The organism is Leclercia sp. W17 (genome assembly GCF_003336325.1).
GTDB lineage: Bacteria > Pseudomonadota > Gammaproteobacteria > Enterobacterales > Enterobacteriaceae > Enterobacter.
On record NZ_CP031101.1, the window covers coordinates 869,702 to 884,173 of the forward strand.

13 protein-coding genes are annotated in these 14,472 nt (G+C 55.6%); 5 read left to right on the plus strand and 8 right to left on the minus strand.

All coding sequences use genetic code 11. The annotated features are described in order from the left end of the window. Positions 1 to 44: 44 nt before the first annotated feature. The 3 genes from kduI (at position 45) to DVA44_RS04415 (ending at position 3,436) form a co-directional block, all read left to right on the plus strand. The gene (kduI, locus tag DVA44_RS04405) at positions 45 to 881 is read left to right on the plus strand and encodes a 5-dehydro-4-deoxy-D-glucuronate isomerase (protein ID WP_114385818.1); all 837 of its coding nucleotides are present in this window, start codon (positions 45 to 47) and stop codon (positions 879 to 881) included. A 63-nt stretch (positions 882 to 944) separates the two neighbouring features. Continuing rightward, positions 945 to 1,706, plus strand: a complete 762-nt coding sequence (gene kduD / locus DVA44_RS04410) for a 2-dehydro-3-deoxy-D-gluconate 5-dehydrogenase KduD (RefSeq protein ID WP_103176854.1) — start codon at positions 945 to 947, stop codon at positions 1,704 to 1,706. A 314-nt stretch (positions 1,707 to 2,020) separates the two neighbouring features. Then, entirely contained in the window at positions 2,021 to 3,436 is a 1,416-nt protein-coding gene (locus DVA44_RS04415) for a sugar porter family MFS transporter (RefSeq protein ID WP_103822753.1), read from the plus strand. 502 nt (positions 3,437 to 3,938) lie between these two features. Here the strand turns inward: DVA44_RS04415 and DVA44_RS04425 are convergent. From DVA44_RS04425 to DVA44_RS04450, 6 genes are all read right to left on the minus strand, one after another. Beyond that, positions 3,939 to 5,066, minus strand: a complete 1,128-nt coding sequence (locus DVA44_RS04425; protein WP_114385820.1) for an oligogalacturonate lyase family protein — start codon at positions 5,064 to 5,066, stop codon at positions 3,939 to 3,941. A 67-nt stretch (positions 5,067 to 5,133) separates the two neighbouring features. Next, positions 5,134 to 6,423, minus strand: a complete 1,290-nt coding sequence (locus tag DVA44_RS04430; RefSeq protein ID WP_103822751.1) for an ABC transporter substrate-binding protein — start codon at positions 6,421 to 6,423, stop codon at positions 5,134 to 5,136. Between the two features lie 13 nt (positions 6,424 to 6,436). Continuing rightward, on the minus strand, positions 6,437 to 7,564 hold the full coding sequence (locus DVA44_RS04435) for an ABC transporter ATP-binding protein (RefSeq protein WP_103822750.1): 1,128 nt from the start codon (positions 7,562 to 7,564) through the stop codon (positions 6,437 to 6,439). Between the two features lie 12 nt (positions 7,565 to 7,576). Next, positions 7,577 to 8,479 (minus strand): carbohydrate ABC transporter permease, encoded by a 903-nt coding sequence (locus tag DVA44_RS04440; protein WP_103176849.1) that lies wholly within the window; start codon positions 8,477 to 8,479, stop codon positions 7,577 to 7,579. Then, on the minus strand, positions 8,472 to 9,362 hold the full coding sequence (locus DVA44_RS04445) for a carbohydrate ABC transporter permease (protein WP_103176848.1): 891 nt from the start codon (positions 9,360 to 9,362) through the stop codon (positions 8,472 to 8,474). The genes DVA44_RS04440 and DVA44_RS04445 overlap by 8 nt, the downstream gene beginning before the upstream one ends. Before the next feature lie 547 nt (positions 9,363 to 9,909). Continuing rightward, the gene (locus tag DVA44_RS04450) at positions 9,910 to 10,233 is read right to left on the minus strand and encodes a cupin domain-containing protein (RefSeq protein ID WP_114385821.1); all 324 of its coding nucleotides are present in this window, start codon (positions 10,231 to 10,233) and stop codon (positions 9,910 to 9,912) included. 137 nt (positions 10,234 to 10,370) lie between these two features. On the opposite strand from DVA44_RS04450, the gene DVA44_RS04455 reads away from it, so the two are divergent. Further along, a complete protein-coding gene (locus DVA44_RS04455; protein WP_114385822.1) occupies positions 10,371 to 11,063 on the plus strand; it encodes an aspartate/glutamate racemase in 693 nt (230 codons plus the stop codon). Here the strand turns inward: DVA44_RS04455 and DVA44_RS04460 are convergent. After that, positions 11,050 to 11,988 (minus strand): LysR family transcriptional regulator, encoded by a 939-nt coding sequence (locus tag DVA44_RS04460; RefSeq protein WP_114388370.1) that lies wholly within the window; start codon positions 11,986 to 11,988, stop codon positions 11,050 to 11,052. The two genes, DVA44_RS04455 and DVA44_RS04460, sit on opposite strands and share 14 nt — an antisense overlap. Positions 11,989 to 12,108: 120 nt before the next feature. On the opposite strand from DVA44_RS04460, the gene lysA reads away from it, so the two are divergent. After that, positions 12,109 to 13,371 carry a diaminopimelate decarboxylase gene (gene lysA / locus DVA44_RS04465; protein WP_114385823.1) on the plus strand — a complete coding sequence of 421 codons (1,263 nt, stop codon included), beginning with the start codon at positions 12,109 to 12,111 and terminating at the stop codon, positions 13,369 to 13,371. Here the strand turns inward: lysA and DVA44_RS04470 are convergent. Beyond that, positions 13,341 to 14,378: a LacI family DNA-binding transcriptional regulator gene (locus tag DVA44_RS04470; RefSeq protein WP_114385824.1), complete on the minus strand. Its 1,038-nt coding sequence runs from the start codon at positions 14,376 to 14,378 to the stop codon at positions 13,341 to 13,343. The two genes, lysA and DVA44_RS04470, sit on opposite strands and share 31 nt — an antisense overlap. Between the last annotated feature and the right edge of the window lie 94 nt (positions 14,379 to 14,472).

The following is a 14,472-nucleotide window of genomic DNA, read 5'->3' on the forward strand; positions in this document are numbered from 1 at the left end:
TTAATTATCCAGGCCGTCGGGGCCGATAAATTCTGGAGGTTAATGTGGAAGTCAGACAAAGCATCCACAGCGCGCATGCAAAAACGCTGGATACCCAGGGTCTGCGTGATGAGTTTTTAGTCGAGAAAGTGTTTGTCGCAGATGAATACACCATGGTGTACAGCCACATTGACCGCATCATCGTTGGCGGCATTATGCCGGTTGCCAAAACGGTTTCTGTGGGTGGGGAAGTGGGCAAGCAGCTCGGCGTCAGCTTCTTCCTGGAGCGTCGTGAGCTGGGCGTGATCAACATTGGCGGCCCGGGCACCATCACCGTTGACGGCCAGTGCTATGAGATCGGCCATCGCGATGCGCTGTACGTCGGGAAAGGCGCGCAGGAAGTGGTCTTTGCCAGCGTCGATAGCAACAAACCGGCGAAGTTCTACTATAACTGCGCCCCGGCACACACCACCTACCCAACCAAAAAAGTGACCCCGGCAGACGTTGCTCCGGTCACCCTGGGCGACAACCTCACCAGCAACCGCCGCACCATCAACAAATACTTCGTTCCTGATGTGCTGGAAACCTGCCAGCTCAGCATGGGTCTGACCGAGCTTGAGCCGGGCAACCTGTGGAACACCATGCCGTGCCATACCCACGAGCGCCGCATGGAAGTCTACTTCTACTTCAATATGGAAGAGGACGCCTGCGTATTCCACATGATGGGTCAGCCGCAGGAGACGCGCCATATCGTTATGCATAACGAGCAGGCGGTTATCTCTCCAAGCTGGTCTATTCACTCCGGCGTAGGCACACGTGCCTATACCTTCATCTGGGGCATGGTGGGTGAGAACCAGGTCTTCGATGATATGGACCACGTAGCCGTTAAGGATCTGCGCTAGTCGCGGACAGTTAAGCACAAACTTGCCTGTTCGTTCAGGCGCTGAAAGACTAAGGATAAAAAAATGATTCTGGATGCATTTTCTTTGCAAGGTAAAGTTGCAGTCGTGACCGGTTGTGACACTGGCCTCGGTCAGGGCATGGCGTTGGGTCTGGCGGAAGCGGGCTGCGACATCGTGGGTATCAACATCGTTGAACCGCAGGAGACCATCGAGCGTGTAACCGCGCTGGGCCGTCGTTTCCTGAGCCTGACCGCTGACCTGCGTAAGATCGACGCTATCCCTGAGCTGCTGGATCGTGCGGTTGCGGAATTCGGTAAAATCGACATTCTGGTGAACAACGCCGGTCTGATCCGTCGTGAAGATGCGATCAACTTCAGCGAGCAGGACTGGGACGACGTCATGAACCTGAACATTAAGAGCGTGTTCTTCATGTCTCAGGCGGCGGCGAAGCACTTCATCGCCCAGGGCAACGGCGGCAAAATCATCAACATCGCCTCCATGCTCTCCTTCCAGGGTGGCATCCGTGTGCCTTCTTATACCGCTTCCAAGAGCGGCGTCATGGGCGTAACCCGTCTGCTGGCGAACGAATGGGCGCAGCACAACATCAACGTGAACGCCATTGCGCCGGGTTACATGGCTACCAACAACACCCAGCAGCTGCGTGCTGACGAAGAGCGTAGCGCAGCTATCCTTGAGCGTATCCCTGCGGGTCGTTGGGGTCTGCCAAGCGATCTGATGGGGCCGGTGGTGTTCCTGGCCTCCAGCGCATCTGACTATATCAACGGCTACACCGTAGCGGTAGACGGCGGCTGGCTGGCGCGTTAATTCCTGCTCAGGTCAAAAAACCTCTGCCCCAGGGCAGAGGTTTTTTTTGACCTGGATAAGCCATTGTCCATATTCAAAAAAGAGAAAAATCCATAAGCATTTTACGAAAATTGCATGGATCACACATTTACCCTCCATAAATCATATGATTAACAATAATTGAGTAATTTTTACCCTTCTTTTAAAGTGTAATGTCCATCACAGATCGAACCCTGCCAGCTGATATATCCATATTTTCACGTTTTACGACCTGACACTTTTTCAGGGTTTCTCGTAATTTCGATTAACGTCTTACGCTGTTCAGGCAGGAAAATATGACATCTATAAATGACTCTACCTTTATGCCCCGCGCCCTTCGCGATACCCGAAGGATGAATATGTTTGTTTCTGTTTCCGCGGCGGTGGCCGGTTTACTGTTTGGGCTGGATATCGGCGTCATTGCCGGTGCGTTACCCTTTATCACCGATCACTTTACGCTCAGCAATCGCCTGCAGGAGTGGGTGGTAAGCAGTATGATGCTGGGCGCAGCGGTGGGAGCCTTGTTCAATGGCTGGCTCTCGTTCCGGCTGGGGCGGAAATATAGCCTGATGGTCGGCGCCATTCTTTTTGTCGCCGGCTCGATAGGGTCCGCTTTCGCCACCAACGTGGAGGTGCTGTTGCTCTCGCGCGTCCTGCTGGGCGTGGCCGTGGGAATTGCCTCCTATACCGCCCCCCTTTATCTGTCAGAGATGGCGAGCGAGGATGTGCGCGGCAAAATGATCAGCATGTACCAGCTGATGGTGACCCTCGGAATTGTGCTGGCCTTTCTTTCTGATACGTATTTCAGCTACAGCGGCAACTGGCGCGCCATGCTGGGTGTACTGGCATTACCGGCAATAGTGCTGATTGTGCTGGTGATTTTTTTGCCCAACAGCCCACGTTGGCTGGCGCAAAAAGGGCGCCACGTCGAAGCGGAAGAGGTATTGCGGATGCTGCGCGACACCTCTGAGAAAGCGCGTGAAGAGCTGAACGAGATCCGCGAAAGCCTCAAGCTGAAACAGGGCGGCTGGTCGTTGTTCAAAGTCAACCGCAACGTGCGTCGCGCGGTATTCCTCGGCATGCTGTTGCAGGCGATGCAGCAGTTTACCGGCATGAACATCATCATGTATTACGCGCCACGTATTTTTAAAATGGCGGGCTTCACCACCACCGAGCAGCAGATGATCGCCACACTGGTGGTGGGGCTGACCTTTATGTTTGCCACCTTTATTGCGGTATTTACCGTCGATAAAGCGGGCCGTAAGCCTGCGCTCAAAATTGGTTTCAGCGTGATGGCGCTGGGGACGTTGATCCTGGGCTACTGCCTGATGCAGTTTGATAACGGTACGGCGTCCAGCAGCTTATCCTGGTTGTCCGTGGGTATGACGATGATGTGCATTGCCGGTTACGCGATGAGTGCCGCGCCGGTGGTGTGGATCCTCTGCTCTGAAATTCAGCCGTTAAAATGTCGCGACTTTGGGATCACCTGTTCCACCACCACTAACTGGGTGTCGAACATGATCATTGGCGCCACCTTCCTGACCCTGCTGGATGCGATCGGCGCGGCGGGAACCTTCTGGCTTTATACGGTGCTGAACGTGGTCTTTATTGGGATCACCTTCTGGCTGATCCCGGAAACGAAAGGTGTCACCCTGGAGCACATCGAGCGCAAGCTGATGACAGGGGAGAAGTTACGGAATATTGGGGTATAACAGATTGCCCGGCGGCGCTTGGCTTGCCGGGCCTACGGTTTTCTCTCTCTCCCTGCGGGAGAGGGTTAGGGGAATATGCGACAGAAGTGATAGTTCCGTTCACCTTACGTTCCTTGCTTCTCTGATACACCTGAACCAGTGAACGTGCCAGGGGGGCTCGCCGCCTCCCCCCTGGCAACCCCGGCTCCCGGCAAAGAAAATCGCCGCTTCGCGGTGACCTTCAGCTTATTCCTCCAGGCTTTCGGGTCGGGCACCAGCCTGCATCCCTGCAGGCTATGCCCTCTCGGCGCGTCCCTGCGCCTCGCCCCGGCCTTCCGGAAACGCTTCGGCGATTTTCAGCCGGACCAGGGAGCCGCTTTAAGCCTTTTACATCATGTGGTTAGTGTATTGCTTTAAAAGCAAGAAAATTAGCGGAATCCCTCAGCTCTGTGTGAGAGAGAGCGAGGGCACCATATCGCACCAGTTTGTAGGCCGGGTAAGGCGTAGCCGCCACCCGGCTTTTTTACACCCGGGCGAGATAGAGCGCCGGCATCCCCTCTTCGTCGGAGGTGTACAGCACCCACTGATTATCCGGTGAAAACGACGGATGCGGATGGGTCACCTGGCGGTCGCCGTCCAGCACTTTCCAGCTGGTGTTGTGCTGGCAGATGGCGGTTTGCGTGCCTTTGGCAATATCGAACACCCAGATAAAGGGATCGTTCAGGCTGATATCGCCGGTATTGTGTGGCGCACCGTCGCCGACGATCAGCGACCCGTCGTGGTTACTCATCAGATGGGAGCAGGGCGGGATCGCCATCAGCTGGCGGTTTTCCAGGGTGGCGGGATCGGCGCTGAACAGATAGCGCTTAGGATCGTTCTCCTTGTGCGCCACGTAATAGAGCGCGGAGCCGTCCGGCACCCAGAATTCGTGGGTAAAGCTCTCCCCCTCAGCATGCTGGCGCACCTTGCGCAGATTGCTGCCATCTTCGTTAATCAGCCACATACGGGCGTCGATCGCATCGCGTGGCCCTTCGTGACAAAACGCCACGGTATTGTCGTCAAAAGGACGGTAGATCGGGTGTCCGAGCCAGCGTTTTTCCTGCAAAATCACCTGCCGTTCTCCAGTTTGCAGATCGATATTAATCAGGCGACATTCCGGGTTAGTAAAGTAAAATGCGCGGAATTTGCTCCAGTCGGTGAGCGGCTGCCAGTCGCTTTTTTTAATCTCGATACCTACCAGCTTCGTGCAGTCCGAGTTCGCCACCCAGGTACCGTAGGCCACCCACTCGTTATCGACCTCATAGACCACATACTCTTCCAGACTCTCGAGGTCGACGCGCCGCAGTTCGCGGCTGTTTTTCACATACCACAGCGAGCGATCGTCCGTGGAGAGGAAGCCGCCAAAAGTGTTATCTCCGGCGCCGTCGGTAAGCTGGGTTGCCTGTTGCTGCGCAATGTCCAGCAGATAGTAGTTCCAGTGGCCCTCGAAGGCACCACCAAAGATGAGCTTGCTGCCATCGCGGGTAAAGCATTTCTGATAGAAGTAGTTACGGTGACAGATGATGTGCGGGGGCGTCAGGCGGATCACCTCGCGTCCGGTTTCACTGTCCTGACGAGGCCGAAAACTCAGGGGAATGATTTTTCCTTTCATAATATGTTCCTTCAGATAAAAAAATACCCCACCGCAGTCGCGGCAGGGTATTGATAACGTATGGGAATTAGCGCATTGCGCGTTTCAGGATACGTTCAGCCTGACGCTGGAAGTCAGCAGCCGTCTCTTCAACGGTTTTCTGGCCATAGTCGATGTACTGCAGCGAAGTACCGAACTGGGCCACGATCTGCGGGTCATCGAAGTATGGCGACACAGAGAGTTTTGCTGGCAGAGATTGCGCCAGACGCAAACCCGCAACCGCCGGATCGTCCTCTTTGATAGCGCCGTTTTCGGTCAGGTATTTCACCGCCACTTTGCTCAGCGGTACGCCACGCTCCAGGCCCAGCGTCTCAACGCCTTCTTTGCTGTTCAGCAGGAAGTTGATCACTTTCGCGGCCGCTTCCGGGTTCTTGGTCGATTTACCGATAGAGAGCATCTGTGCTGGTTTGAAGAACAGACCCGCATCGGTTGCACCCGGCAGCATTGGGTAGCTGCCCAGCTCCAGCTTCGCTGGTGGCTTCAGGTTGTCGGAATATTTTTTGATGGTGGAGTTCCACATATAGGTGCCGCCCCATTCACCTTCGATCCACGGCTTCATCTCATACATGTTGCTCTTACCGAACGACGCATAGTACTTGGTGTCCGGCATCACGTGGCTGTCGATCAGCTTTTTATAGGTCTGGAAGAATTCAACCCACTGCTCTTTGGTGTAGGAGAATTTTTTCGCCTTCTCGTCCACCGCCGGGATGTTGTACTTCTGGATCATATAGGAGTTCAGCAGCGCTAAGGTATCCTGGTGTTCGAGAATAACCGGGTAGTACTGTTTACCCAGCTTGCTCTCGAAGGCTTTACCCGCCGCCATCAGCTCATCCCAGGTTTTTGGGTATTCGACGCCCGCTTTTTTCCAGGTTTCATCGTTGAAGTAGAAGACGCGCGCGGTCACGGAGATCGGAATACCGTTCAGCTTGCCGTTGACCGTGGTCGACTGCAGCTCTTTTGGATCGAACTGGGACAGATCGATCACATCCTTCATTTTGTTCAGATCGTAGAAGCCGTCGCCGGTTTTAGAGAAGATCGGCAGCCAGTTCCAGTTGGTCTGCATCACGTCCGGCTCGGTGCCGCCCGCAATCTGTGTGGTCAGACGCGACAGGTGACCATCCCAGCCGGTGTATTCCGACTTCACGTTAATGTCCGGGTTCTGTTTGTGGAACTCTTCCAGGGCTTTCAGTGTGACCTGGTGACGGCCATTGCCGCCCCACCAGGACATACGCAGATCGGTGCTGTCCGCAGCAAAAGTGGGTAGGGCACTCATTCCAAAGGTAGCGGAGATAACGGCGCTTAAAAGCACTTTTTTCATTTTTATAACTCCATTAAAGAGAGATGTTCTGTTCAGTTTTTGCGTCAAAAATATGACACTTATTCATATCAAACTTAAAGTAAACCTTACGGTGAAGGCCCTTGTTGATCATGGGTTTAGCTTCATCGGAAGGAATTCGGGCTGTCAGTTCGTACTCGCCAACTTTCAGGTATACAAAGAATTCATGGCCCATATTTTCGGCGCGGACCATCTCACCGGTGCAGCAACCTTCAGCGAACGGCTCATCGGAGATAGAGACAAAATCAGGGCGAATGCCGTAGAAAATCTCCTTATCCGCGTGTCCGGCCACTTTCTCTTTCAGCTCCGGGCTTAACGGCATGGTCTGGTTGCCGATGGTCAGGGAGAGTTGACCATCCTGCTGCACCAGCTTGCTGGCGCGGATGTTCATCTCCGGTGAGCCGATAAAGCCCGCGACGAACATGTTTTTCGGTTTGTGATACAGGTTGTCTGGGGTATCTACCTGCATGATGTGGCCGAGCTTCATCACGCAGATGCGGTCGCCCATGGTCATCGCTTCGGTCTGGTCGTGCGTCACGTAGACGGTGGTCGCCGGTTTGCCGGAGGCCTTCAGCTGCTTGTGCAGATCCGAAATACGGATACGCATCGAGGCACGCAGTTTGGCGTCGAGGTTGGAGAGCGGTTCGTCGAACAGGAACACGTCTGGCTTTTTCACAATCGCGCGGCCGACGGCCACACGCTGCGCCTGACCACCTGAAAGCTGGCGCGGCAGGCGGTCGAGCAGCTCTTCCAGCTCAAGGATTTTTGCCGCTTCGTTAACCTGGGTCTCAATCTGCGCTTTAGGCAGCTTGCTCAGCTTCAGGCCGAAGGCCAGGTTTTCCCGCACGGTCATGTGTGGGTAGAGCGCATAGTTCTGGAACACCATCGCAATCCCGCGCTCTTTTGGCGCGAGGTTGTTAACGATCTTGTCCCCGATACGCACTTCACCGCCGCTGATGGTCTCCAGACCGGCCAGCATACGCAGGGTAGTGGACTTCGCGCAGCCGGAAGGGCCGACGATGACCATGAACTCACCTTCAGCGATTTTCAGGTCGATAGCATGTACCGCTTTGAAGCCGTTGGAGTAGACCTTTTCCAGTTTGTTGAAAATAACTTCAGCCATGATATTTCCCTCTTAACCTTTAATTCCGCTGCTGGTTACGCCCTGTACGAAGTAGCGCTGTGCCAGGAAGAAGACAATGATGGATGGCAGGATGGAGATGCTCGCCATTGCCAGAATTTCGTTCCACGGCGCCCCTTCGGTGACGTCGATGGACATTTTCAGAGCCAGTGCAATCGGGTATTTATCCACGCTGTAGACATAAATCAGCGGCCCGATAAAGTCGTTCATTGACCACATGAACTGGAACAGCGCCACGGAGATGATGGCTGGCTTCAGGATCGGTACCACCACGTACCACAGCACCTGAATAGAGTTACAGCCGTCAATCTGCGCTGCCTCTTCCATGTCACGCGGTACGCCGCGCAGGAACTGGATCAGCATGAAGACGAAGAACCCTTGCGTGGCGAAGGCCAGCGGCAGGTAGAGCGGCATATAGCTGTTCAGCATGCCCATTTCACGGAACATCAGGTACTGCGGGATCAGCAGTACGGTGCTTGGCAGCAACATGGTGGTAATCAGCGTCGCGAACCAGAACTTCTTCCACGGGATCTCGAAGCGGGCAAAGCCGTACGCCACGATGGTGGAGGAGATAATGGTCAGGATCACTTTCGGGATCACATACTTAAAGGTATTCAGCATGTAATGGCCGAAGTTGTACTCAGTACCGGTTTTCCAGCCGTTTACAAAGCCGTCCCAGGTGGCGTGTGCGGGCCACAGGCTGAGGGTGGTGAAGATCTCGTGGTTCGGTTTGAACGACGCCGAGAACATCCACACCAGCGGATAGAGCATCAGCAGGCCAACAAACAGCAGGATCACATAGCGAATGGTGGCGCTAATTTTTTCACGACGCTGAGTACGCGCCACTTCACGCTCTGCGATGCTTCTCGCCGTGGAGAGTTGTTGAATATCAGCCATTTTTGCCTCCTTTATCGGCGGAGTAGAAGACCCAGTATTTCGAAGACTTAAAGGCGATAGCGGCAAAGACAGCGACCACCAGGAACAGGATCCAGGCCAGCGCAGCGCCGTAACCCATGTCAAAGTACTTAAATGCGGTATCGTAGATGTAGAGTGAGAACAGGTAGGTGGAGTAGGTTGGTCCACCGCCGGTAATAACATACGGACCGGTAAATTCCTGGAACGCCTGGGTGGTCTGCATGATGAAGTTGAAGAAGATAACCGGCGTGATCAGCGGCACGGTCACTTTCATGAACATCTGCCATTTGGAGGCACCGTCAATCATCGCCGCTTCGTACTGCGACTGCGGTACGTTCTGCAGGGCAGCCAGGAAGATCACCATTGCAGAGCCGAACTGCCAGACGCGCAGCAGGGTCACGGACATCAGCGCCAGAGACGGCTCGCCCAGCCAGTTCACCGGGTCAAAACCAAAGACGCCAATGAAGCTGTTAAGCAGGCCGTCGATCGCGAACAGCGCACGCCACAGAACGGCAATCGCAACGGAGCTGCCGAGAATAGACGGAATATAATAAGCGGTACGGAAGAAGCCGATGCCGCGCAGTTTAAAGTTCAGAACAAACGCAATACCCAGCGCAAAGGCCAGCTTCAACGGGATAGTTAAAAATACGTAGGCAAAGGTCACGCCCATGGATTTCCAGAAGAGGGTATCTTCCGTAAACATGTAGCGATAGTTTTCTACGCCGTTAAATACGGGCGGGCTCATCAAATCGTACTCAGTAAAACTGAGGAAGAAAGATGAAACAAAGGGGAAAGCGGTGAAGAGTATCAACCCAATTATGTAGGGTGATATCCAGGCCAGCCCCAGCATCTTGTTTTCATTCATACATACCTACCTGGTAATTAATGGTTTAAAACGGAATCTGCCCGGCTCTGCCCGCTTAACAGCAAGCGAACAGCGGAATGCGTCTGGTGCGAAATTTCACTGCGGTATCTCCTTCTACCTGTTTATGAGTGCCGGTAATGCCGGGCGCATCCTGCCCGGCTAAGCAATTTTTTAAATCTTATGAACCACCGTTTTCAATTTGTAAAACGACGTTTTAATTTATTTTATTGTGATTTAAATCCACGTCATTCGATAAATAGTGGAAATGTGATCAAGGTCGAAACAGCGTTTCAATAAGGTGAGATGGGTGGCATTTTTATCGGTATGCGCGAAAAAATGAGGGAAGAGGGCCAGCTAAACGGGGACTTTGCTCACATATTCTGGGAATTATTGATAGCAGATACAAACTACTAATATTTGTAGCAAAACTGTAACATGAGAAGTAAGGTAGCGAGGATATAATTAACTTGTTGAATGATTCTTCGCGGAAATAAAGTGAATTGCACTTAAGGAGAAAAAGGCGATGCCCGCGCATCGCCCTATTTTTTTATTTGAGGAAATCTTCACGAACCGGGGTGAAGGTATCCAGCAGTGTACCCGGTTTCAGGCAAACGCAGCCGTGCATAATATGCGGCTCCTTATAAAGCGTATCCCCGGCGGTAACCACATGCTTTTCTTCGCCGATGGTAAATTCAAACTCACCGGACAAAACATAGGTCAGCTGCTCGTGGGGATGATTATGCATTGGGCCAACGGCGCCTTGCTCAAAATTGACCTCTACCGCCATCATTTTGCCGTCGTGCGCCAGAATACGGCGCGTCACGCCATTACCCAGATCTTCAAGCTGCGTCTCTTTATGGAAAATAAACATGCTCATGTCCTGTTATATAGTGAAACATCGTTTCATTTAATTTATCCCAGAGCCAGCTAAAAGGAAATGTTGAACCAGAGAACTGGAAACTCGATCACAAGTTTGCTTCACTGGATGAAACCGGAAAGGAGAGCAAGATGAAAACGATTGGCCTGTTGGGAGGAATGAGCTGGGAGTCCACCATTCCCTATTATCGTCTGATCAACGAAGGGGTAAAACAGCGCCTCGGGGGATTACACTCGGCCAGCCTGCTGCTGCACAGCGTCGATTTTCATGAAATCGAAGCCTGCCAGTCCAGCGGTGACTGGGAAAAGGCGGGAGAGATCCTGGCGGAGGCAGCACTGGGCTTGCAGGGTGCCGGGGCGCAGGCCATTTTGCTCTGCACCAACACCATGCACAAAGTCGCTGAGCAGATTGAAACCCGCTGTTCCCTGCCGTTCCTGCATATCGCCGATGCCACCGGGCGGGCGATTACCGCGGCGGGCATGAACCGCGTGGCGCTGCTGGGTACACGCTATACCATGGAGCAGGATTTTTACCGCGGACGGCTGACGGCGCAGTACGGTATCGAGAGCCTGATCCCGGACGAGGCGGACCGGGCCCGGATCAATCAGATTATCTTTGAAGAGCTGTGTCTCGGCACCTTTAGCGAGACGTCACGCCACTACTACCTCAGCGTGATCCGCAAGCTCGCCGATCGCGGGGCGCAGGGGGTGATCTTTGGCTGCACCGAGATTGGCCTGCTGATCCCGGCGGATGAAAGCCCGATCCCGGTGTTTGATACCGCTGCGATCCACGCCGCCGATGCGGTGGAATTTATCCTTTCGTAACGGGCGAGGCTAAAAGCTGTTCCAGCGGGTCGGTGATCGCCGCCAGCTCCTGTTGCAGATGCGCGCTGAAAGCGTCCACCAGCGCCGAGGCCGGGCGGTGCAGCGGGCGGATCAGGCTCACCGTAAACGGCACCGAAATACTGAAGCGGCGAATAACAATCCCGCTGTCGGCGTAATCCAGCGCCGTCAGCGGATTGACCACCGAAATCCCCACCCCCGCGCGCACCATCGCACAGATGGAGGCCGCGCTGTGCGTCTCCACCACCATACGTCGCTTCACCTGATGTTCGGCAAAAAGCTGGTCCAGCAGCTGGCGATAACTGTCAGTGCGCGACAGGCTGATGTAGTTCTCGCCCTGAAAATCACCCGGCGTCAGCACCGCTTTTGCGGCGAGGGGATGGCCGGCGGGCAGGACGCACACCTCATCTAATGACAGCAGCTCGTGACGCGCGGTGCCCGCGGGGGTCGCCAGGGTTTCGGTCAGGCCGAGATCGTGACGCTGGGCCGAGAGCCACTCCTCCAGCAGGGGCGACTCCTGGGGCACGATGGTCAGGTTCACGTCCGGGTAGCGGGCAAGAAACGGCTGTAGCAGGGCGGGTAAAAATGACTGGGAGAAGACCGGCAGGCAGACGACGGAGAGCTCGCCCTGGCGAAACTCGCGCAGGCTGTCGGCGGCGCTGACGATACGGTCCAGCCCGTACCAGGATCGCTGCACCTCTTCGAAGAGCCGCAGCCCCTGCACCGTAGGGTGTAGCCGCCCGCGGGTGCGCTCGAACAGCGTCAGGCCGATCACCTTCTCGAAGCGCGCCAGCTCGCGGCTCACCGTCGGCTGTGAGGTGTGCAGCAGGCGTGCGGCTTCGGTCAGGTTCCCCGCGGTCATCACCGCGTGGAAAATCTCAATATGGCGTAAATTCACAGCGGGCATGGCAGCAACCTGGTTGAACATAATCCATATCATTTTTGCATAGAGTGGCGATAAAACGATATTTTTTATTCTCTTCGCGCTGTGGCGTAATCAGTAAAAATCGATTTTCCGGAGAGCACCATGCCACGCCCGCTGAACAACACCGATACCGATCTCAATGCCGACAACCTGCTGCGCCTGCCCGCCGAGTTTGGCTGCCCTGTATGGGTGTACGACGCGCAGATCATCCGCGACAAAATTGCCGCCCTGCATCAGTTTGACGTGGTGCGCTTTGCCCAGAAAGCCTGCTCTAACATCCATATTCTGCGCCTGATGCGCGAGCAGAGCGTCAAGGTCGACTCCGTGTCGCTGGGTGAAATCGAGCGTGCGCTGGCGGCGGGCTACGATCCGCAGATCGACAGCGATGCGATTGTCTTTACCGCTGACCTGATTGACAGCGCCACCCTGGCGCGGGTGCATGAGCTGCAGATCCCGGTCAATGCCGGTTCGGTGGATATGCTGGAGCAGCTCGGTCAGGTGTCGCCGGGCCATCGCGTCTGGCTGCGGGTTAACCCGGGCTTTGGTCACGGCCACAGCCAGAAGACCAACACCGGCGGCGAAAACAGCAAACATGGCATCTGGTACAGCGATCTGCCTGCGGCACTGACCGTACTGCAACGCTATAACCTGAAGCTGGTGGGCATTCATATGCATATCGGCTCCGGCGTGGATTACGGCCATCTCGAGCAGGTGTGCGGCGCCATGGTGCGCCAGGTGATTGAGTTTGGTCAGGATCTGGAGGCGATCTCCGCGGGCGGCGGGCTGTCGATCCCCTATCGCGAAGGGGAAGAGGCGATCGATACCGATCACTACTACGGCCTCTGGAATGGCGCGCGCGACAAAATCGCCGCCCACCTGGGCCACCCTGTGAAGCTGGAGATCGAGCCGGGGCGTTTCCTCGTCGCCGAATCGGGCGTTCTGGTGTCTCAGGTGCGCAGCGTGAAGGCGATGGGCAGCCGCCATTTCGTGCTGATCGATGCGGGCTTCAACGATCTGATGCGCCCGGCCATGTACGGCAGCTACCACCACATTTCAGCGCTGGCTGCCGATGGCCGCGACTTATCTCAGGCCGATCTCGTGGAGACGGTGGTGGCCGGGCCGCTGTGCGAATCCGGGGATGTGTTTACCCAGCTGGAGGGCGGAAAAGTGGAAACCCGCGCGCTGCCGCCGGTCGTGCCGGGGGATTATCTGGTGCTGCACGATACCGGCGCATACGGCGCGTCTATGTCATCTAACTACAACAGCCGCCCGCTGCTGCCGGAAGTGCTGTTCGATAAGGGCGCGGCGCGCCTGATCCGCCGCCGCCAGACCATTCAGGAACTGCTCGCCCTCGAACTGTTCTGATCCCACCAGGGTCCCGTCGCCACCGAATCGCGTAACACCAGCGTGCCGGTGAAGGGCGGGATCGCTTCGATCGGCTCGTTTTTGACCAGCCGGATGGCCTGATCGATCGCGGTGGTGATCATATTGTCGATGGGCAGGTAGACGGTAGAAAGCCCCGGCTCCAGCCACTTCGCACACGGTGCGTCATCGAAGCCGAACAACGACACATCCTCTGGAATGCGCAGCCCGGCCTGGTGCAGCGCCTTCGACGAGCCCAGCGCCATATCGTCGTTACAGGCAAACAGGGCGCTGAACCCCACCTTCTCGTTCAGCAGCTCCTGACACAGCTCGTATCCGCGCGTCATCCCCGAATCGCCATACTTCACCCGGCTCTCATCCCAGGGAATACCGTGCTTCTCCAGCGCCTTGCGATAGCCCGTCAGCCGCGCCTTGCCGGTAGGGGTGTGGATCGGCACGGTTATGCAGGCGATCTCCCGGTGCCCCTGGCTTATCAGGTACTCCACCGCGTTGAAGGCCGCCTCCTGCTGTTCGAAGAAGACGCAGCGCTCCCGCGCCTGGCTGACGTCACGGTTGATCACGATAAGCGGCATCTTCACGCTGTTGATGAGCTTCATGATCGCTTTTTCGCTCATGTAGCGGGTGTAGAGCACGATGGCATCGCACTGACGATCGGCCAGCATCTGCACCGCTTCCTCTTCCCGCTCCGGGGTGTCGTGACCGTCGGTGACAATCAGCTGCTTGCCGTGCGTTTCGGTCTGCCTGGAGGCCTGTTGCAGCAGGCGACCAAAGTAAAAACCGTCAAAGGTTGAGACCACCAGACCAATGCTGTTGCTGGTCCGGTTCGCCAGCGATCGCGCCAGGAAATTGGGGCGATAGCCCAGCTCTTCCATCGCGTTAAACACCTGCTGACGGGTGCTCTCTTTTACCTGACCTGTGCCGTTCAGTACGCGCGACACGGTGGCTTTCGACACGCCCGCACGCAGTGAGACATCCAGCATTGTTGCCATTCGATATTCCTGCTAACACGTTATGCACGGAAGTTTATCACAGACGTTCAGAGGCATAAGCCGGGCGGGAGGGTGAAACCCCCATCAGGATCAC

Bases quoted from the DNA above. Each gene is read 5' to 3' on its own strand.
- DVA44_RS04450 (WP_114385821.1), bottom strand. From the start codon at position 10,233: ATGTTTATTTTCCATAAAGAGACGCAGCTTGAAGATCTGGGTAATGGC.
- DVA44_RS04470 (WP_114385824.1), bottom strand. From the start codon at position 14,378: ATGGCAACAATGCTGGATGTCTCACTGCGTGCGGGCGTGTCGAAAGCC.
- DVA44_RS04460 (WP_114388370.1), bottom strand. From the start codon at position 11,988: ATGCCCGCTGTGAATTTACGCCATATTGAGATTTTCCACGCGGTGATG.
- DVA44_RS04415 (WP_103822753.1), top strand. From the start codon at position 2,021: ATGACATCTATAAATGACTCTACCTTTATGCCCCGCGCCCTTCGCGAT.
- DVA44_RS04430 (WP_103822751.1), bottom strand. From the start codon at position 6,423: ATGAAAAAAGTGCTTTTAAGCGCCGTTATCTCCGCTACCTTTGGAATG.
- lysA (WP_114385823.1), top strand. From the start codon at position 12,109: ATGCCACGCCCGCTGAACAACACCGATACCGATCTCAATGCCGACAAC.
- DVA44_RS04440 (WP_103176849.1), bottom strand. From the start codon at position 8,479: ATGGCTGATATTCAACAACTCTCCACGGCGAGAAGCATCGCAGAGCGT.
- kduD (WP_103176854.1), top strand. From the start codon at position 945: ATGATTCTGGATGCATTTTCTTTGCAAGGTAAAGTTGCAGTCGTGACC.
- DVA44_RS04435 (WP_103822750.1), bottom strand. From the start codon at position 7,564: ATGGCTGAAGTTATTTTCAACAAACTGGAAAAGGTCTACTCCAACGGC.
- DVA44_RS04455 (WP_114385822.1), top strand. From the start codon at position 10,371: ATGAAAACGATTGGCCTGTTGGGAGGAATGAGCTGGGAGTCCACCATT.
- DVA44_RS04425 (WP_114385820.1), bottom strand. From the start codon at position 5,066: ATGAAAGGAAAAATCATTCCCCTGAGTTTTCGGCCTCGTCAGGACAGT.
- DVA44_RS04445 (WP_103176848.1), bottom strand. From the start codon at position 9,362: ATGAATGAAAACAAGATGCTGGGGCTGGCCTGGATATCACCCTACATA.